General features: G+C 64.6%; 13 protein-coding genes and 2 tRNA genes. 5 read left to right on the top strand and 10 right to left on the bottom strand.

The genetic code is table 11. The annotated features are described in order from the left end of the window. Positions 1-3 precede the first annotated feature (3 nt). The 7 genes from AB5Y70_RS11315 to AB5Y70_RS11285 form a co-directional block, all read right to left on the bottom strand. Positions 4-1614: an ABC transporter permease gene (locus AB5Y70_RS11315; protein WP_049636355.1), complete on the bottom strand. Its 1611-nt coding sequence runs from the start codon at positions 1612-1614 to the stop codon at positions 4-6. 48 nt (positions 1615-1662) lie between these two features. Beyond that, a complete protein-coding gene (locus AB5Y70_RS11310; RefSeq protein WP_043154254.1) occupies positions 1663-2832 on the bottom strand; it encodes an ABC transporter substrate-binding protein in 1170 nt (389 codons plus the stop codon). 19 nt (positions 2833-2851) lie between these two features. Then, positions 2852-5008, bottom strand: coding sequence for an FAD-dependent oxidoreductase (locus AB5Y70_RS11305; protein ID WP_043154186.1), 2157 nt, complete (start codon positions 5006-5008; stop codon positions 2852-2854). Then, complete coding sequence (locus AB5Y70_RS11300; protein ID WP_043154188.1) at positions 5005-5580, bottom strand: carboxymuconolactone decarboxylase family protein; 576 nt, start codon at positions 5578-5580, stop codon at positions 5005-5007. Before AB5Y70_RS11300 ends, AB5Y70_RS11305 begins: the two co-directional genes overlap by 4 nt. Beyond that, positions 5570-6280, bottom strand: coding sequence for a DUF1499 domain-containing protein (locus AB5Y70_RS11295; RefSeq protein WP_043154191.1), 711 nt, complete (start codon positions 6278-6280; stop codon positions 5570-5572). Before AB5Y70_RS11295 ends, AB5Y70_RS11300 begins: the two co-directional genes overlap by 11 nt. Positions 6281-6407: 127 nt before the next feature. Next, on the bottom strand, positions 6408-6686 hold the full coding sequence (locus AB5Y70_RS11290; protein ID WP_010674120.1) for a peptidylprolyl isomerase: 279 nt from the start codon (positions 6684-6686) through the stop codon (positions 6408-6410). Between the two features lie 59 nt (positions 6687-6745). After that, positions 6746-7141: a hypothetical protein gene (locus AB5Y70_RS11285; RefSeq protein WP_043154193.1), complete on the bottom strand. Its 396-nt coding sequence runs from the start codon at positions 7139-7141 to the stop codon at positions 6746-6748. A gap of 536 nt (positions 7142-7677) precedes the next feature. Here AB5Y70_RS11285 and AB5Y70_RS11280 point away from each other — a divergent pair. Both AB5Y70_RS11280 and AB5Y70_RS11275 read left to right on the top strand, forming a co-directional pair. Next, positions 7678-9453 carry an autotransporter assembly complex family protein gene (locus tag AB5Y70_RS11280; RefSeq protein ID WP_042017328.1) on the top strand — a complete coding sequence of 592 codons (1776 nt, stop codon included), beginning with the start codon at positions 7678-7680 and terminating at the stop codon, positions 9451-9453. A gap of 76 nt (positions 9454-9529) precedes the next feature. Continuing rightward, a complete protein-coding gene (locus tag AB5Y70_RS11275; RefSeq protein ID WP_043154197.1) occupies positions 9530-13303 on the top strand; it encodes a translocation/assembly module TamB domain-containing protein in 3774 nt (1257 codons plus the stop codon). 204 nt (positions 13304-13507) lie between these two features. Here AB5Y70_RS11275 and AB5Y70_RS11270 read toward each other — a convergent pair. Continuing rightward, positions 13508-13592 (bottom strand) — tRNA-Tyr (locus tag AB5Y70_RS11270). Between the two features lie 31 nt (positions 13593-13623). Beyond that, positions 13624-13708: transfer RNA gene (locus AB5Y70_RS11265), tRNA-Tyr, on the bottom strand. Positions 13709-13834: 126 nt separating this feature from the next. On the opposite strand from AB5Y70_RS11265, the gene AB5Y70_RS11260 reads away from it, so the two are divergent. Further along, a complete protein-coding gene (locus tag AB5Y70_RS11260) occupies positions 13835-14347 on the top strand; it encodes a VC2046/SO_2500 family protein (protein WP_043154199.1) in 513 nt (170 codons plus the stop codon). A 63-nt stretch (positions 14348-14410) separates the two neighbouring features. On the opposite strand, the gene raiA is transcribed toward AB5Y70_RS11260, so the two are convergent. Continuing rightward, positions 14411-14743 (bottom strand): ribosome-associated translation inhibitor RaiA, encoded by a 333-nt coding sequence (raiA, locus tag AB5Y70_RS11255; RefSeq protein ID WP_010674126.1) that lies wholly within the window; start codon positions 14741-14743, stop codon positions 14411-14413. A gap of 392 nt (positions 14744-15135) precedes the next feature. Between raiA and AB5Y70_RS11250 the strand changes: the two genes are divergently transcribed. Further along, complete coding sequence (locus AB5Y70_RS11250) at positions 15136-17655, top strand: EAL domain-containing protein (RefSeq protein ID WP_043154202.1); 2520 nt, start codon at positions 15136-15138, stop codon at positions 17653-17655. 83 nt (positions 17656-17738) lie between these two features. Further along, positions 17739-19655: a transglycosylase SLT domain-containing protein gene (locus tag AB5Y70_RS11245; RefSeq protein WP_049636354.1), complete on the top strand. Its 1917-nt coding sequence runs from the start codon at positions 17739-17741 to the stop codon at positions 19653-19655. Positions 19656-19693: the final 38 nt, after the last annotated feature.

Genomic DNA, 19693 nt, shown 5'->3' with positions numbered 1-19693 from the left:
GGGTCAGGGCCTCAGGGCGGGGTTGATGCGCCGCGGCAGCCAGAGCGCCAGGGCATAGATGAAAAGGGGCAGCAGCAGTTGCAGCAGGCCGTAGAGCCCCGCCAGCCGCCGGTTGAGGCCGCTGCCGATGGCCACCGCCTCCGTGGTGATGGTGACGACCCGCCCGCCCCCGAACAGCAGGGTCGGCAGGTATTGGGCCAGGCTCACCGCCGCTCCGACACCGAAGGCGAACAACAGGGGACGGGCGAGCAGGGGACCCTTGACTCGCCACCAGGCCCCCCAGGGGCTGGCCCCGAGCGTGAGGGCCACCCGGGTGAGGCGCTCGTCGAACTGGCGATAGGGGCCGTGCAGGCAGAGATAGACGTATGGAAAGACGAAGATCAACTGGCTCCAGAGTACCCAGCCAGGGCCTATGCCAGTGAATCCCAGCCCGTCGGTCTGAAGGCGCAATCCAAACAGCAGGCTGGCCTGGGGCAGCAGCAGAGGGAGGCAGACAAGCCAGAGGGTGCGTGCGGCGCGGCGCGCAGGCAACGCCTCGAGACAGAGCACCGCCAGCAGCAGGGAGAGCGCGGCGCAGAGCAGGGCCAGCCACAGACTCTGCCACAGCAGCGGGCCCAGGCTCGGCAGCAGAGCCAGCCAGTGGTGGCTGCTCCATTCACTCGGCCAGAGGGCGGGAAAGGACCAGCGCCGGGTCAGGGACCAGAGCAGCAGGGCGGCGAGCACCAGCAGATTGGTCAGGAGCAGCCCCCACACGCCGATGCGGGCAATGAGTGCGGGCCAGGGCGAGGCGGGGGCGCGTCGCCCATCCAGCCAGCGTGCCTTGCCGAGGGTGAGGTGGGTCCGCTCCAGCAGCCTGAGGGCGCCAAGCAGCAGCAGGTTGAGGGCGAGCAGCAAGAGGGCGCCGCTGGCACTGGCGCCGCGCCAGGCGGGGTCGGCATCCTGATACCAGAGCCAGAGTCGCACCGCCAGGGGCGGCGGGGCATCCGGCCCCAGCAGCAGGGCGAGATCCACCACCGCCAGACCATAGGCGGCCACCGCGTAGAGGGGCAGTCGCAGGGCGGGCCAGAGGGCGGGCAGCAGCAGGTGCCACCAGATCCGGGGGGCACTGAAGCCGAGGCTGGCCCCCAGCCACTGCTGGCGCGCCACCTTGGCGGGATCCAGTGCCGCCAGCGCCATCAGCAGCAGGAAGGGGGTCTCCTTGAGGATGAGCACCACGATGAGGCCAAGGCCCCAGGGATCCTTGAGGGTTTGCCAGTCCGGGGGCTGATGGGTGAGGTCAAGCAGGGGGGCGACGAGGCGCAGCAGCCAGCCGGAGGGAGCGATCAGAAAGGCGATGCCGATGGCAAAGGCGACGTGGGGAAGCGCCAGCAGGGGGGAGAGCAGGCGGCGCAGCCAGCGCATCCAGGGACGCCCGTCCCCCTGGGCGAGTAGCAGGGCGGTGGCGCCGAGGGCCCCCAGGGTGGAGGCGCCCGCCACCCAGAGGCTCAACCCTGCGGAGTGCCAGAGTCCGGGCTGGGGGAGCAAGAGGGATAGATTGGCGGGGGTGAGTCCCTCGATGACCAGCAACAGCAGGCCCCCGGCGAGCGGGATCCCCAGCAGCAGGGCTCCCAGCATCAAAAAGGGCAGCAGGAGGAGAAGAGGGGCGCGCGCCTGCATGATGGATCAGTGGCCGTAGCGCTCGGCCCAGGCCGCTTCCAGCCGCGTCTGCCAGCTGGGGTGGGGCTCTGCCACTCCCTTGAAGCGCAATGCCGGACGGGTCTGGCCTGGCAGCGCCTCCTGGCGCAGCACGCTGGGATCCCCCCAGAAGGCGGGGTCGCTCTTGCGCGCCTGGGCGGCGGGGCTCAGCAGGAAGTTGACCACCACCTTGGCCCCGGCCCGGGCGGAGGCATTGAAGGGGATGGCGAGGAAATGGCTGTTGGTGAGCGCCCCTTTCTCCATGGCGATGGCCTGGACGGTGGGGGGCAGGGTGCCGTTTTGCACCGAACTCTGGGCTTCCCCCGGGTTGAAGCTGATGGCTATGGCCAGCTCGCCGTCATCGAGCAACTGCCTGGTTTCGGCGGCGCCGGTGGGGAAGAGCCTGCCCTTTCGCCAGAGCGCGGGGTGAAGCTGGTCGAGCCAGGCCCAGAGAGGGGCGGTGATGCGAAGGAAGTCGGCATCGGTCGCCTCTTGATAGAGGGGCGCCGGATCCGGTGTCAGCTCCAGCAGGATCTGCTTGAGAAAGCTCGAGCCGTGAAACTGGGGAGGCTTGGGGTAGGTGAAGCGGCCGGGGTGAGCCTTGGCCCAGGCCAGCAGGGCGGCCGCCGAGGTGGGAGGAACGTCTACCTGGTCGCCATCCACCATCAGATTGAGCTGGCCTATGCCCCAGGGGGCCTCCAGCCCCTCGACCGGCACGGTGAAGTCTTCACTCACCGGCAGGGCGGTGTCCACCAAGGCCATGTTGGGCAGCTCGTCGGTAAAGGGGGCCCCCAGCAGCCCCTGCTCCTTGAGCGCCTTGAAGTTCTCGCCGTTGACCCAGAGCAGGTCGATGGGGCCGTTCGACGTCTTGCCAGCCTGCTTGCCGGCCAGCAACTGGCTCACGCTCTGGGCGATGTCATCCACCTTCACCTGCACCAGCTCGACCTGGTACTGGCGAGCGATCTCCTGCCTGGCCCACACCAGGTAGGCGTTGATCTCGGGGCTGCCCCCCCAGGCGTTGAAGTAGACTGTCTGCCCCCTGGCGGCCAGCAGGGTCTGCTGCCACGATGCGTCATTGGCGTGGAGCGGGGAGGTCAGCAGCAGGGGGACAGCTGCCATCAGGGGACGGAGCAGGGCGCGAAGTCGGGTCTTGAACATGATGGTTGCCTCGTCAGAGTCAGGCGCCGCGGCGCCAGCGGTGATAACGGGCCAGCAGCGCCAGCAGGCGCCCGGGCTGGCGGGCACGGCGCCAGGCGCCAGCCACGTACTTGTTCCCCTCCATCAGGGTGGGGTAGGGGTGAACGGTGGCGAGGATCTTGCCAAGTCCCAGGCGGTGGCGCATGGCGAGGGCAAACTCGGCGATCCGCTCGCCGGCGTGAGCACCCACTATGGTGGCCCCGAGTATCCTGTCACGGCCCGGCACCGTCAGCACCTCGACAAAGCCCCCTGACTCGCCGTCGGCGATGGCTCTGTCCAGCTCGGCCATCTCGAAGCGGGTCGACTCGAAGGGGATGCCTCGGGCCAGAGCCTCTTTCTGGTTGAGGCCGACCCGGGCTATCTCCGGACTGGTATAGGTGGCCGCCGGCATGACCCTGTAGTCTGCCCGAAAGCGCCTGAACTGGCCAAAGAGGGCGTTGATGGCGGCATACCAGGCCTGATGGGCGGCAAAATGGGTGAACTGGTAGGGGCCGGCAACGTCCCCCACCGCCAGGATGCTGGGGTAGTTGGTGGCGAGGAAGCCGTCGATGGCCAGGGTGCCGCCGGGTGCCAGTTCAACCCCCAGCGCCTCCAGCCCGAAACCGCTCACGTTGGCCTCCCGGCCAAGGGCCAGCAGCAGCTGGTCCCCCTCAACCACCAGCGTCTCGTCCCCCCGGCGCAGGTGCAGCCGGATGGGCAGGTTGGTGCCTTTACCGTCCATATACTCGGCCGAGGTAGCCTGCCAGCCGAGGTGCAGGGTGACGCCGTCGTGCTCCAGCTGCGCGGCCAGGGCCCCGGCGACGTCCCTATCTTCCCGGGGCAGCAGCTGAGGGCCTTGCTCCACCAGGGTGACGGGGATACCGAGCAGGGCCAGGCTCTGGGCCAGCTCGCAGCCGATGGGGCCCCCTCCCAGCACCAGCAGATGGCGGGGGGGCTCACGCAGTCGCTGCCAGAGGGTGTCGGAGGTGAGGTAGGGAACCCCGTCCAGTCCCGGCAGTGCGGGCACCCGGGGGCGGGCGCCGGTGGCGATCACGATATGGCGGCTGGTCAGGCGCCTGCCGTTGACCTCCACCTCCCAGGGGGAGGTGACCCGCGCCCGCCCCTGGATGCACTCCACCCCGAGTCCTTCATAGCGCGCCACCGAGTCGTGGGGTTCGACCTCCTCGATGACCCGGGCGACCCGCGCCATCACGGCGGCGAAGTCGGCGCGGCTCTGGCTCGGGGTAAAACCAAGCTCCCCGGCCTTGCGCTGTTCAATGGCGAAGCGGGCGCTTCGGATCAGCGCCTTGGAGGGGACGCAGCCGGTATGGAGGCAATCCCCCCCCATCCTGTGCTGCTCGATGAGGGCCACTCTGGCTTTCACCGCGGCGGCGATGTAGCTGGTGACCAGACCTCCGGCGCCGGCGCCTATCACCAGCAGGTTGTAGTCAAAGCGCGCCGGCTTGCGGTAGGGTGCGTGCAATCGGTAGAGGGCGAGACGGCGCTGCAAGGCACGCATCAGCCAGGGCATCAGGCCGAGCAGGGTCAGGGCGGCCAGCAGGCCGGGGGAGAAGAGGTTGCCTGTGCTGGTGAGGGTAGCCAGCTCGCTCCCCGCCAGCACGTAGACGAGGGTGCCCGGCAGCATGCCGAGCTGGCTGACCCAGTAGTAGGTGCTGACTCTGATGGGGGTGAGCCCCATCACCAGGTTGACCAGAAAGAAGGGGAAGAGGGGGATGAGGCGCAGGCTCAGCAGATAGAAGGCCCCCTCCTTTTGCATGCCGGCCTGAACGCTCGTCAGCTTGTCGCCAAAGCGCGTCTCGACCCAGTCCCGCAGCAGGAAGCGGGCGCTGAGAAAGGCCAGGGTGGCGCCGAGGGAGCTGGCAAAGGAGACCAGCAAGAGCCCCCACAGGATGCCGAAGACGGCGCTGCCCGCCAGGGTGAGCAGGGCAGCCCCCGGCAGGGAGAGGGCGGTGGTGAGCACATAGAGCACCAGAAACAGCAGGCTGGCCGCGACAACATGGCGGTCGACCCAAAGGGCCAAGCGCGCCTGGTGGGCCTGCAACTGGGTGAGGCTCAGATAGTGGTCAAGGTCGAGGGCAAAGAAGGTGCCGACCAGGGCCCCCATCGCCAGCAACAGCAGCAGGCGTGCCTGGTTCATCCCTGCCCCTTGTCGAGGGGGTGCTCGGGTTGCACCGGCAACTGGCAGAACCCCTGGGGAGCGATGTCGAGAGCGGCATTGAACTTGGCGGACATGTTCTGGAAGGCGATGAGGCCGGTGAGCTCCACCAGGGCGTCGTCATCGAACCAGGGCTTGAGGCGGGCGGCCTGCTCGTCGCTCACGCCATCCAGCCCGGTCATGGCCTCGGCATAGTCCAGCACGGCCCGCTCCCGCTCGTCGAACAAGGGGCTGTCGCGCCACCGGGCTAGCGCCTCCACCTTGTCGCTGGAGCCTGCCCGCTTGACGAGGGTCATGGCGTTGATGTCGACACAGAAACGACACCAGTTGAGCTGGGAGACCCGCACCGTCACCAGGGAGCGCAGCACGGGGTCGATGGGGGAGCGCTTGCGGTTGATGACGCCGTAGAGGGTGGCGACCGCGGCGAACAGCCTGGGGGAGCGCCCCCAGCACTTGCCCGGGATCAGCACCTGACCGTAGTTGCGTTTCTGCAGCCAGAAGAAGGGGCGGATGAACCAGGCGTAGGCCCGGTCCGGTTTGACCTCAATGCGCATCTTGTTCCTCTTTGAGCTTCTCCATCTTGGGCTTGTAGGCCCCGCCCAGACGCTCGTTCAACCGATTCAGGAAATCGATGATCCGTGCCCGGTTGACCCCCAGATCGCTGCGCCCCTGGCGCGAGGCGGAGCGCATGTCGATACGGGTCTCTTTGGGCCCGGCAAAGACCCGCAGGGCCACGTCATCCTGAAACCCGAACCAGCCGGTGGTGACGACGGCATCGATACCCTCGCTGCCCGGGCGAACCTGCCAGCCCAGCTCCGTCATCAGTTCCTCGGCTTCCGCGAGCACTTCGACCGGGGATGCCCGGGTATAGAGAGGACCGGGGTTGCCTGGAAATAGTTGCAGGGGCGGGGGGGAGACCGGGAGATCCTCCGGGCTTCTGAGCTGCTCGGCCCACTGGAGCCGTGGCGGATGGTAGGGATCCGTGCTGACGTCGTTGGTGAGGGGGGAGCGCAGCGCCTGGACGAGAAACAGCAGGGGCAGCAGCAGGGGAGTTATGCCCCAGATATCCGGCCAGAGGTTGGTGGTGCGGCGATAGCGCCAGGGCAGGCGCAGCAGCAGCACGAGGCTGAGGAGGGCGCTGGCGAGACAGAGGATGAAGCCGAGCCACCAGGGCCAGAGATGGGCGCGGCTGCCAAGGGCCCCGCAAAGGGGCAATAGCCAGGTCAGCAGCGGCCACCACAAAGAGCTGTGCATATGAGGGATCCACGGGTCAGGATGGAACTATGCCCAGAAGGATAAACTTAATTGCCTGATAACGTTAGTAAATGATCATCAATCCCAGGCCTGCGGCTCAGAGAGCCGATGGCCTCGTCGCCCTGGATCAGCTGCGATAGAGCACCTTGATGAGGTGGAAGCCGAACTTGGTGCGCACCGGCCCCAGCACGGTCAGCAGCTCCCCCTTGAACACGGCATCGTCGAAGGACTTGACCATGTCCCCCTTGGAGAACTCTCCCAGATCGCCGCCACGCTTGCCGGAAGGGCAGGTGGAGAAACGCTTGGCCATCTGGCTGAAATCGGCGCCCTTGGCGAGCTTCTCCTTGATCTCCAGACACTGTTTCTCGGTCTTGACCAGGATGTGCTGGGCACAGGCTTTTTTCATCGGAATGCTCCTCGGCGAGGGGAAAGGGGGCGCAAGATTACTGCAATTGCGCCTCCGCGTCAGCCCCTCGGGCGCGAGACCCGGCTCCGGGGGCCGGCGGCCAGGGGGACCCTGGCCCGGGATTGCCAGAGGATCTCCAGCCCCAGCAGGGCATAGAGGCTCCAGATGGCCAGGGGGTTGAGCCAGTTGCCCCCCATCTGCAGGGTGGCCAGGGCTGCGCTCACCAGCAGCAGAACTATGCCGGGCAGGCGCCAGTGGGCAGACAGGGGCGCGAGCAGGGCCATGCCCAGCAGCAGGGCCAGGCCAAAGGGCAGATTGAGCGCGGTGAAGGCGAGGGCCTGCTGGCCGTTCATGCCGGTCAGCAGGGCCAGCAGGGCGCTGCAGCAGGCCAGGAAGGTGATGAACTCGAGTCGGTCGGCGATGTAGTCAGCCAGTTGTTCGCTACGTAGGTGCATGGGGTCTCTCCTGCGATGATTGGGATCAGTGTGGGACAGGCAGGAGCGCAGGGGCAGCGGGATAAATCGATTGAATTGAACGAAGCTTTAGTGCCATCTATTCAAGTGATTGATTTAAACTTATTTTCCTGTTCAATAGCAGGCAGGGTGGGGAAGAGGGCACGGAGCAAGTCGAGGGGGACGGGTTGACGAAACCCGCCGGATGCGGGGTGTCCGACAAGGGTTGTCGCGACGAGCCGGACCCTGCTGCCAGCCCAAGGGCGCCAGGGGAGATCCGGCGTGGCGGGGCAGGTGGTGGCGTTTTGTTCGCCCCTTGCCCGGATTGTGCGCAGTTTGGCTCCTCACACCCGGCTGGCTCCTTGCAGGGCCGAAGCGATCCCCGCACCGGGGGCGGCAGAGCGGCACGCAAAGGGGCCCCGAGCGTGGGATTTCGCCGTCGCGATTATGCTAGGATGAGCGGCACTCGCCCGGGATGAGTCTCGGTATCGTACTAAATAACACAATCTTTAAATCATGTTATTCGGGGAAACTGACGTTTGACAGGATGCTATCCTACTTTTCTCACCGGGAGCACTTCATCCGGGCGATCCCGTCGCCCCGGGCCCGGTCTCTTGCTGCTCGCCCTCGCTCTCTGGCTGATGGCGATGCCCGCCATGGCGGCCAAGTTGACCTACCAGATCAAGGGGGTCAGGGGAGAGCAGAAAGACAACGTCGAGGCCTACCTCAACGCCCTGCCCGTCTACCAGGAACGCCAGTACCGCCCCGCCCGCGCCAAGATCACCGAGAGCGTACAGAAGGCGCTGCAGGTCTATGGCTACTACCAGCCCAAGATCACCCTGAACCGCGACAAGAAGACGCCCGCCAAGGTGGTGATCGAGATCGAGCGGGGGGAACCCGTGATCATCTCGCGCCTCGACATCCTGCTGGAAGGGGATGCGGGGAGCGACGAGGTGTACAGCGAGCTGCTGGACAAGCTGCCCCTGAAGGAGGGAGATCCCCTCAACCACGGCAAATATGAATCCATCAAGGCGGATCTCGGCAGTCTGGGGCTGGCCCGCGGCTATTTTGACGCCAAGATCAGCAAGAGCCAGGTCAAGGTTTTCCCGGAACAGGGCAAGGCGGAGATCTACATCCTGTTTCGCTCTGGCCCGCGTTACCATTTCGGCGAGATCCGCTATGACGCGACGCCGGAGGCACTGCACCTGATCCGCCCGCTCATCAACATCAAGAGCGGCGACCCCTATCTGGCGATCCGTCTGGCGGAGATGTCCCAGGATGTCTCCTCCACCAAGCTGTTCAAGCAGGTGGACATCAAACCCCTGATCAGCCAGGCCGAGGGCAACCGGGTGCCGGTGCAGGTGACCCTCTCCAACCGGGTCGATCACGAAATTGAGACCGGTATCGGTTATGCCACGGACGTGGGGCCGCGCCTGAGTGCCACCTGGGAGAAACCCTGGGTGAACCGCTATGGTCACCGCCTCTCCAGCACCGCCAAGATCTCGGCGCCGGAAGCGGAGCTCAGCTTCGACTACCAGATCCCGGTGGGCAACCCGCTGCGGGATTACTACTCCCTGCAGGCGGGCTATCAATACACCGACAACAACGACACCCGCTCCGATCTGGCCACCTTCGGGGTGCACCGCTGGACACGCCGACCGGAGAGCTGGGACAGAGACGTCTTTGTGCGCCTGGAGAACGAGCGCTACGTCCAGGGTCAGGACGAGGGGAACAGCCTGCTGCTGATCCCCGGCGTCTCCTGGTCACGGCTGCGGGTGCGCGGCGGTCTGGTGCCGGATTGGGGGGATCGCCAGCAACTGACGATGGAGTTCTCGAGCCCCTACTGGGGGTCCGACATCAGCTTCATGCGGGTGTGGGGGCGCAGCAAGTGGCTGCGCACCCTGGGCGAAGATCACCGTTTCCTGATGCGGGCCGAACAGGGGGCCATCGTCGGGGATGATTTCTCCCTGGTCCCCCCCTCCCTGCGCTTCTTCACCGGCGGCGATCAGACGGTCCGGGGCTACGGTTACGAGACCATTTCGCCACGGGGGGACGATGGCAAGCTGACCGGCGGACGCTACGCCAGCGTCGGCAGCCTGGAGTACAACTACCGCTTCAGCGAGAAGTGGCTCGGCGCCCTGTTCGTGGACGCCGGGACCGCCACCGTCGACTACAGCGAGGCCTGGAAGATAGGCACCGGGGTCGGGGTGCGCTGGGTCACCCCCATCGGTCAGGTCAGGCTCGATCTGGCGGTGGGCATCTCCGAGGAGGACAAGCCGCTGCGGCTGCACTTCGCACTGGGGCCGGAACTATGACCCGGCAACCAGGCGCATATCCTCTTCTTTCTCTTTTCTGGCCGCTGCGGCTGATTTCCTTGCAGGGGTCTGCATCGTGATCTGGGTAAAACGCATTTTCTTGTGGCTCATGGGCCTCTTCTTCCTGCTGCTCATCGGCGTCAGCCTGCTGGGCTTCACCCATCAGGGCAACAAGTGGTTGTGGCAACAGGCCAGAGCCGCGCTGCCCTCCCTCAAGGGGGAGCTGGTGGCGGGGCAACTCGGTTATGGCTGGACCTTCGAAGGGGTTGGCTGGCAGGACGAGCTGGTGGATGTCACCGTGGAGCGGGCCGTGCTGGACTGGGATCTGGGCAAGCTCCTGCAGGGCAAGCTCTGGATCAAGACTCTGGCGGTGACTCGCCCCGTGGTCCGGGTGGCGGAGTCCGAGCCGGTGCCGGAAGAGCCGTCGGAGCCCTTCGTCTGGCATCCGTTGCCGCTCAAAATCCAGGTCGACAGCCTCAAGGTTGCCGATCTCGATGTGGCGGTGCCCGGCGTGACGATCACCCTCAAGGATCTGGACATTGGCGCCGCCCTGGATCGCGCCGGGCTCATCGTGCGCGGCCCCGTGCTCGATGGCCTGAACGTGGTGGTGGCACCGTCCCCGGTGGAGGCGGCCAGTGACAAGGGCGCCAAACCGGCGGATGAGAAAAGCGCCACCCTGGCGGCCGGCGAGCGCAAGGCTGTCCCCGGTGACAAGACGCAGGCCGCAAGCAAGCCCGAGCCCATGGTGCTGCCGGCGGTGCGACTGCCTTTCCCCATCCAGCTGGAGGGGCTGAAAGCCACGGCGTTCCGTTATCAGCAAGGTGAGCTGGTGGAGGGGCTAGACAACCTGTTGCTGTCGGCCACCGCCGAGGAGGAGCGCATCGACATCCGGGAGCTCTCCTTGCGCCATGCCATGGCGGATCTGGCCCTGCGTGGTCAGGTGCGCCTGCACGAGGATTACCCCCTCGCCCTGACTCTGGATGCCAAGGCGCGTCAAGGGCTGCTGGACGGGGAGCTCAAGGGGGAGCAGGTCAATCTCGTCCTGGACGGTTCTGTGGGCAAGCTTGGGCTGGCACTCAAGGCCAAGGGGCCGGTGGGCGCCAATCTCAAAGGATCCCTTGCGGCCCTCGACCCGGATCTGCCCTTCGATCTGGCGCTGGACTGGAAGAGCCTCTCCTGGCCCCTGCACAAGCCCGCCAAGGATGAGCCCAGCTATCGGCTGGACAAGGGCACCCTGAGCGCCAAGGGCAAGCTCTCCGGTTACCAGTTTGCGCTCAACACCGCCGGCAAGGGGACCGATGTGCCCCCCTTCAAGGTGGCGCTCTCGGGCAAGGGGGATCTCAACCAGCTGAGCCGTATCGAGCTGCTGCTGGGGGCCCTCAAGGGGGAGCTCAAGCTCGACGGCAAGCTGGCCTGGAGCAAGGGGGTCCAGTGGCAGGGGACGACCGAATTCAAGGGGATCAACCCGGCGGAGCTGGTGCCCGAGATCAAGGGGGCACTGGCGGGCAAGATCACCAGCCGCTTCGATCTGGATGAGGCGGGCCACTGGCAGCTTGCCCTGCCCGAGCTCAAGGTGGATGGCAAGCTCAACCAGTATCCCCTGGCCTTGCAGGGCAGGCTCAGCGGCAACGACAAGATGGAGTGGACCATCCCGGCCCTGGCGCTGCAAAGCGGCCCCAACCGGCTGCAGGCCAAAGGCTCGCTCACGACCCAGGCCTGGAAGCTGGATGCGGATCTGGATGCGCCCAAGCTTGGGGGCATCTACCCGGGTCTGGGAGGGGACATCAAGGGCCAGGTGCGCGTCACCGGCAACCAGCAGGCGCCGCGCGTGAATGCCGACCTGGTGTCGGGCCGACTCGCCTACGCGGGCACCGTCCTCAAGGAGACCGTCATCAAGGCCAACGCCCTGGTCGGGGAGAAGCCCGCCGGTGAGGTGGCGGTGACGGTGGCGAGCCTGGCGCAGGGGGAGACCAAGCTCTCGCAAATCGCCCTGAACCTGAGCGGCGATCTCGAGCGCCACGGGCTCACCTTGACCATGAAGGGGGATCCCCTGGCGGCAGACCTCAGCCTGAATGGCAGCCTGCGCGGTGACCACTGGCGTGGCGCCCTTGCCGAGCTGAAGCTCAAGACCCCCCTCAAGCGCTGGGCGCTGGCCGCCCCCTGGTCTCTGGACCTGGATCTGCCGAAACAGCAGTTGACCATGGGGGATCTCTGCCTCGCGTCCCAGAAGGCCAGTCTCTGCGTCAAGGGGAGCCGGATAGCCCAGTCCCAGGGCAATCTGGAATTTGCCCTGAACGAATTTGATCTCAAGCGGCTGCGCCCCTGGTTGCCGGACAATTTCCGCTGGCAGGCGGTGCTGTCGGCCGACGGGCGCGCCAGCTGGCGCGGCAACCAGCCGACCCTGCACGCCACCGTGCGCACCACGCCTGGGACCTTCGTCGCCGACGAACTCAAGACCGACTACCAGCGCCTCGAGCTCGGGATCGACTTCGAGCGCCAGCAGGCCGCCATCCGGGTCGATTTCGCCTCCGAGCAGATCGGCAACATCGACACCGATCTGCTGATCCGGGATCCCGCCGGCCGCGGCAACCTCGGCGGTCAACTCAGGTTTGACGATCTGAAGCTGGCGACCTTTGCGCCGCTCATACCCGAAGTGCGCTCCCTGCAAGGGGTCATCTCGGCGGATGCCCGCTTCGACGGTACCCTGGCTGCCCCCCTGCTGTATGGCGAGCTGAACCTGAAGGAGGGGGAGGTTCAGACCCACTCCGACATGGTGACCCTCTCCAAGCTGGTGACCCGCCTCAAGATAGAAGGCAACCGGGCCGAACTCGACGGCTCCATGATGGTGGGCAGGGGCCCCCTGGTGCTGGGGGGCTGGCTGAGCTGGGCCCAGCAGCCGGTGACCGGCAGCCTCACCATTCAGGGCAAGGAGCTGGAGGCCCAGTACCCGGGCATGGGCCGGGTCAGGGTGACACCTGACATCGCCATCTCTCTCGGGGAGGAGACCAGAGTGACCGGGCAGGTGGACATCCCCTGGTCGCGCATCCTGGTCAAGAGCCTGCCAGACAGCGCGGTGGCGGTCTCCGATGACGTCACCGTCATCTACGACGATCTGCCGCCGGTCCCCAAGGCGGCACCGCTGCCCATGGAGATCAGGCTCGCCATCCGGCTCGGGGACGACGTCCGCCTTGAAGCCATGGGACTCAAGACCAAGGTGGGAGGGGCCCTCAACATTCGCCAGGATCCCTCCAAGCCGCTCTCGGGCAACGGGCAACTGGAGCTCAGGGACGGGCGCTTCAAGGCCTATGGTCAGAACCTCATCATCAAGGAGGGGCGGATCCTCTTCTCCGGCCCCATCGATCAGCCCTATCTCAACATCGAGACCTATCGGGATCCGGACACCATCGAGGACAACGTGACCGTCGGGGTGCGGGTGACGGGGCCGGCCGCCAAGCCGAAGATCACCGTCTATTCCGAGCCGCAGATGGCGCAGTCCGAACAGCTCTCCTATCTGTTGCGGGGCAAGGGATTGCAGACCAGCGGCGAGGATGGCGGCTTCAACGGCCTGCTGGTGGCGGGGGCCGTGAGCCAGGCGAGCGGCGTGGTCTCCAGCATCGGGGAGTCCCTCGGCATGAGCGACGTGGCCCTCGATACCGCAGGCAGTGGTGATGACACCCAGGTGACCCTGTCGGCCTACCTGCTGCCCGGCTTGCAGTTCCAGTACGGGGTCGGGGTGTTCAGCCCCATCGCCGAATTCAAGCTGCGCTACGAGCTGATGCCAAGGCTCTATCTGCAGGCCATGAGCGGGGTGGCCCAGGCGGTGGATATCTTCTATCGCTTCACCCTGTAAGGGGCGCGGATGACAAGACAGGTGCCTGGGGAGACGCTGATCCCCCTCTGCCCGACCTGCCGATGACAGCTGTCGCCAGCAGGTTCGGGGTGAGAGCGTGCATATATTGACGGGAGGCCTGGCCTCCCGTTTTTTTGTAGAAGAAGGGGATTTGTGGAAGGCAGAAAAGCGAAAACCCGGCACAAGGCCGGGTTCTCTGAAAGATGGTGGAGGGAGAAGGATTCGAACCTTCGAAGGCAGAGCCGTCAGATTTACAGTCTGATCCCTTTGGCCGCTCGGGAACCCCTCCACGGGGCATGACCTGATTGTGCGCACTTGAATGGTGGAGGGAGAAGGATTCGAACCTTCGAAGGCAGAGCCGTCAGATTTACAGTCTGATCCCTTTGGCCGCTCGGGAACCCCTCCCCAAGTGCGAGGCGCATACTAACAGATCTGCCGCGCTTGTGAACCCCTCTGCCGGGATTTTTAATGCTTAAAGGATCGGGTTGATGGCCGATAAGCAATGAAACCTTCATTTCCAAGATTTATCTCATGCTGCCCAGTGCGATTCGTGACCGCTTGCTCGTGGATGAGGCCCAGTTGGGCCAACGGCTCAACCAGGATCTCCGTTCGGGGGACCGTGCCGACTTCAGGCTGCATCTGGCGCTGCTGACTGATGCAGTGGAAGAGCAGCCCTGGTTTGATACCCCGCCCAAGCCTGCATCGGATGAGCTGGATTGGCGCTCCCGTTTCGGTCTGATGCCCCGGGCGTCCCTGCAAGGCGGGGTGGAAGAGAGCGATGCCACCAGCCTCAACGAGCGTCTGCAACAGGGCGGGTGCATGACGGATGTGAGACTCTGGCTGGCGCTGCGCTCCCCGCCACTGGTGAGCCGAACGCCCGCGCTGGATCCCGCGGTGTATGACAACCTCTCGGCACTGGGTCGCGAGCGATGGCAGGCCCGCCCTATGGGCGCTGACTCCAGGGAGGAGGCTCCGCTGATGATGCTGCCGCTGCTCGATGAGCTTGCGCATGGGGTGGATGCCAGGCTGCGCTGGCTGGGGTGACGGCACGGTAGAATGCAAAAAGGCGGGATAACCCGCCTTTTGCTTTATGAGTGGTGAACCTTGTCAGGCGTCTGCTTCGTCCGGTTGGGGCACTTCCTTGCCGGCGGCACGACGGGCGATGGGTTTTTCCGTGTGACGGTTGAGCTGGCGTTCCAGCTTCTGGCCCAGGTCCGTGATGGCAGCATAGAGATCCTCGTGCTCTGCCTGCGCAAACAGTTTGCCGTTGGGAATGCCGATAGTGGCTTCGACGATATACATCAAACGCTCTTTGGAGATGATCACATGGGGTGTGATGAGAGGCACCTGAAGACGCTCGAGCTTTTCAAAACGGGATTCAATGCGCTCGCGGATGGCTGGGGTGATGTCGATGATTTTACTGGTCATTTCGATTTTCATAATGGCCCCCTTCGGGTCGTCTTGCTTGTGTCTTCACCTCCAGATTACCCATGTCGCCAAATCAAAATGTGATCTATGTCACGAAAAATGCCCTTGGGAATCCCGCTGTCCATAAATTGTGAGCTTTTCCCGTTTCATGCCAAAAACCGCTTGAGCTCAGTGAAACAGGCAGGCAGTATCAGCAAATAGGATCGTTTCTGTCCCCCCTCGGCAGCGCCTTGTGTCGACCCGATGTTTGGTTTTTGCCGCATAGTCTCGAATTTTCTCCACCCACATCGCCTCATCGCATCGCAAAATCATTGCCATGCGCCGGTGGAGATATGCGCGCAAACGGATATGCTTTTCTGCAGGAGTCGGGGTGGATAACGTGGTTGTAGTGGTTGGAGTCGTAGATGAAGCAGCAAGCCACCCAGATGATGTGGTTTTATGATCGGCAGCATGGGCAATGGAGCCTGTCTGATCATGTCTCTTGTGAACCCTGGGCAGGGGAGGGAACCCACCCCTGGGCCACCCAACTTGAGCGGGAAGATGAAGCGGGTTTCGCCGATTTTCTTGCAAGACTCCACGATTCCGGCCAGCCTGGCCAGTTCATCGGTCACCTGCGCGATGAGGACGGCAAGGTACACCATGCGCTCTGGTACGGTCAGTATGTGCCTGCACAGGGGCTCTGTTGTGGTTGGCTTGCCCCCCTCGAAATGATGCATCGCGAGATGGATCGCGCCAACTCCCCCGCAGGCGTGACACCGCCGCTTCCCATGTTGCAGGCCCCCTTGCTGGCCAAGCTGGCGCAGGCGCTCTCCGCCAAGACGGGGCTCGATTTTTGCCAGACCCTGGTCAACGAGCTGGCCCATATCCTGGGAGCCACTGCCGTCTGGCTGACGGAGCGGGTCGGTCTCGACAGGCTCAGGGTGCTGGCGAGCCACGGCATCGACGTCAAGGAGTATGCTCTCTGTGACATGCCCTGCCAGCAGCTCTATCGCCAGGGGGCCTCCTGCGCTGTCCCCGTGAGTGAACCCCTGACCGGGTATCCTGACCTGCCCCCGGGCCAGCACTATTACGCCCAGCCGCTGCTCGATCGCAACGGTCAGATCCTGGGCCATCTCGCCCTGCTGTTCCCAAGCCAGACCCGGACCACGGATCTGGACTCTGTCCTGACCATCTTCTCGGTGCGCATGGTGGCCGAGTTGGAGCGCCTGCAAAGCGATGCCCTGATGCGGCTGTCTGCGGTGGCCTTTGAAACTCACGAAGGGATCATCATCACGGATCCCGAGTTCAAGATCCTGCGGGTCAATTACGCCTTCAGCCAGATCACCGGCTTTGACAACCAGGGGGTGATTGGTCTGCATCTTGGCAACGATCTCTGGTCGGGGTTGGGAGGGCTGGGTTACGAGCTCAACGCCCTGGATCGATGGCAGGGGGAAACCCTGCGCCTGCACGCCGACGGTCACGCCTATCCCCAGTGGGAGATCGTCACGCCGGTGCAGGATGAGAAGGGGGGGATCAGCCACTATGTCATCTTCTTCGAGGATATTTCCGAGCGCAAGGCGGCGGAGCGCCGCATTCAGGATCTCGCCTTCTATGACGAGCTGACCGGCCTGCCCAATCGTCGTCAGCTGCACGAAACCCTGACCCAGGCGTTCACCGATGCAAATCGCAGTCACCTCATCGGGGCCCTGCTGTTCATCGATCTCGACCACTTCAAGACCATCAATGATTCCCTGGGTCACGCCACCGGCGACTGGCTGCTCAAGGAGGTGGCCAGCCGTCTCAAGCGGCTGGTGCGCCAGGGGGATTGTCTGGCCCGTCTCGGCGGCGACGAGTTCGTGTTGTTACTGCCAGCGCTCTCCATCAGCCCGCCCCAGGCGGAGATGCAGGCCGACCTCATCGCGGAGCGGCTCATCGGGGAGATCGCCGCCCCCTATGATTTCAGAGGCCAGGTGCTGCACATCGGCGCCAGTGTCGGCATCACCCTCTTCCCCGGTCGGGAGCAGGAGGCGGGGGATCTGCTCAAGCAGGCTGACACCGCCATGTATCAGGCGAAATCGGCGGGCCGCAAGACCCGGCGCTTCTTCGATGCCTCCATGCAGTTGCAGGCCGACCGGCGTCTGCACATTCACAACGAGCTGCGCAGTGCCCTCGACAATGGGGAACTGACTCTCCACTACCAGCCCCAGCACATGGTGGCGGGGGGGGAGATCATCGGTGTTGAGGCGCTGATCCGCTGGCAACCCCCCGGGCGTGCCCTGGTGTCGCCTGCCGAGTTCATCCCCATTGCCGAGGAGACGGATCTCATTGTCGACATCGGCAACTGGGTATTGCACGAAGCCTGTACCCAGTACGTCTCCTGGGAGGAGAACGGGATCCACGTCCCCCAGCTCTCGGTCAACGTGAGCGCCAAACAGTTCCATGCTCCCGACTTCGTCGATCGCATTCACGATGTGCTGGCGGCCACCGGCATGGATCCCGCCTGCCTCAACCTGGAGATCACCGAGTCGGTGGTGCTGGGTCATGCGGAAGACACCATCAGCAAGATGGCGGAACTCAAGACCCTGGGCATCAGCTTTGCCATCGACGACTTCGGGGCGGGGTACTCTTCCCTGAGCTACCTCAAGCGGCTGCCGGCTGACGAACTCAAGATCGACCGCTCTTTCATCCAGGACATTCCCAAGGATGGTGACAACATGGCCATCGTCGAGGCCGTGATCGCCATGGCCCGCCACATGGGGTTCAACGTGACGGCGGAGGGGGTGGAGTCCCGCCAGCAACTGGAGTTTCTGCAGGCGCAGGGCTGCCATTTCTTCCAGGGATACCTCGCCTCCAAGCCGCTCCCTGTTCCCTACCTTGAACGCTATGTCAGCCGCCAGGTACGCGGTGATCGCCCCGTCTGCACCGATAAAAATAGTGTGGCGTAGCCCCCGTGCTTAGCGGGTAGAATGAAGGTATGTCACCACCGCACTTTGGCGGTGGTTATGCCTTCAAGGGGAGAATGCCATTCGTGAAAGTCGTGCAGGGAATCATCTTGTCTGCGCTCTGGATGCCGGGGCTGTTGGCTCCTGCCTTCGCGCAGACCATGGAGCAGTCTCTCTATCGCCAGGCCCATGAGGCCGTGCGTGCCAATGATCAGGTCAAATTCAGCCAGCTTCGGGCACGCCTGATCCACTATCCGCTGCTGCCCTATCTGGATTACTACCAGCTTGCGTTCCGTCCCGGGGCGGCAGACTACAACGATGTGACCCGCTTCATCCGCCAGCACGGGGACACCCCCCAGTCCAACCGGCTCGAGCGCAGCTATCTCACCTATCTTGCCCAGAGCCAGCAGTGGTCCCAGTTTCTGCGTTTCTATCCGGCCAAGCCAAGCTCCACCGACCTGCTCTGTCAGCACTATCAGGCCCGCTACTACACGGGGCACAAGAGTGAAGCCCTGCAGGAGGCAGGCAAGCTCTGGTTGAGCGGTCAATCCAGGCCCGATGCCTGCGATCCCCTGTTCCAGCTCTGGCAGCAGGCAGGTCTGCGCACTCAGGAGAAGATCTGGGAGCGCATGAACCTGGCTTTCGAGGCCCAGAACCCCAACCTCATTCGCCACCTCGGTGCCCAGCTCGGCAGCGGCATGAAGGGGTATGGCGATCAGATGATCGCCCTGTATGACCAACCCGTGCGGGCGATGAATCCGGCCAACTTCACGGCGGCGCCCCCGTCGCGCCATCTGCTCTCCCTAGGGCTGGCCCGCTACGCCAATCAGGAGCCCGACGCGGTTCTGCGCCAGCTGGGGGAGATGACCCGTCGCTTCGGCCTGAACCATGCCGAGGTGAATCGGGTGGAGAAGGCGGCCGCCCGCCGCCTGTTGCTGGACCGCTCTTCTGACCAGCGTGCCTGGCTGGATACGGCCCTGGTGCGGCTCAAGGATCCGGAGCTGGTGGAGCTGCGGGCCCGTCTTGCCATCTGGGAGCAGGATTGGCGCGGCCTCGAAGGCTGGGTCAAGCGGATGCCCATGGGGCTGCAAAAAGAGGATCGCTGGCGTTACTGGATGGCGCGCTCGCTGGAGAAACAGGGGCGGCAGAAACCGGCGCGGGACCTCTATCTCGAGACTGCGAACCTGCGCGGCTTCTACGGCTTCATGGCGGCCCAGCGCACCGGTGTGCCCTATCGCATGAAGAACCAGAGCGTGGCGCACAAGGTGCCGGACTGGCAAAGTGCCAGTCGCCGCTGGCCCTTCCTGCTGCGGGTGCGTGAACTGCTGGCGATGAACGAGATCACGGCGGCCCGCTCTGAGTGGATCCACAACATGGATCGCAACAGCGTGGCCCAGCGCCTGGAGTTTGGCCACATCGCCCTCAACCAGGGCTGGCACGAGCTGGCGATCCTCTCCAGCATCCGTGCCGAGGCCTGGGATGCGCTGGACCTGCGCTTCCCGCTGCCCCTCAAGCGCACCTTCTCCCAGATGGCACAAGAGCGCACCATGAACACCAGTCTGCTCTACGCGATCTCCCGTCAGGAGAGCGCACTCTATCCCCTGGCCCAGTCACCGGTCGGGGCGAGGGGGTTGATGCAGCTGATGCCTGCCACCGCGAGAGAGACGGCTGGCAAGCTTGGGGTGCCCTATCGCAACGAGCAGCAACTGTTCGACCCGGCCATGAACATTCGTCTTGGCAGCGCCTACCTCAAGCGCCTGCTGGATGTGTATGACGGCAACCGGATCCTGGCGGCGGCGGCCTACAATGCGGGTCCTGGTCGGGTCAAGCGCTGGCGCGAGCAGAGCGACAACAAGCCGATGGATGTCTGGGTGGAGAGCATCCCCTATCGGGAGACGCGCAACTATGTCCAGAACGTGCTCTCTTTCGATCTCATCTATCAACACAAGCTGCAGCAGCCTTTGCGTTTCATGTCGGAACGCGAGCTGAATCACGCCTATTAAGTTCGGGGGCAGTCGTTGTCGCGGCTGCCTCCCATTCT

The organism is Aeromonas sp. s1(2024) (genome assembly GCF_040908005.1).
Classification (GTDB): Bacteria; Pseudomonadota; Gammaproteobacteria; order Enterobacterales; family Aeromonadaceae; genus Aeromonas; species Aeromonas caviae.
This window is presented reverse-complemented; position numbering and strand designations above follow the sequence as displayed.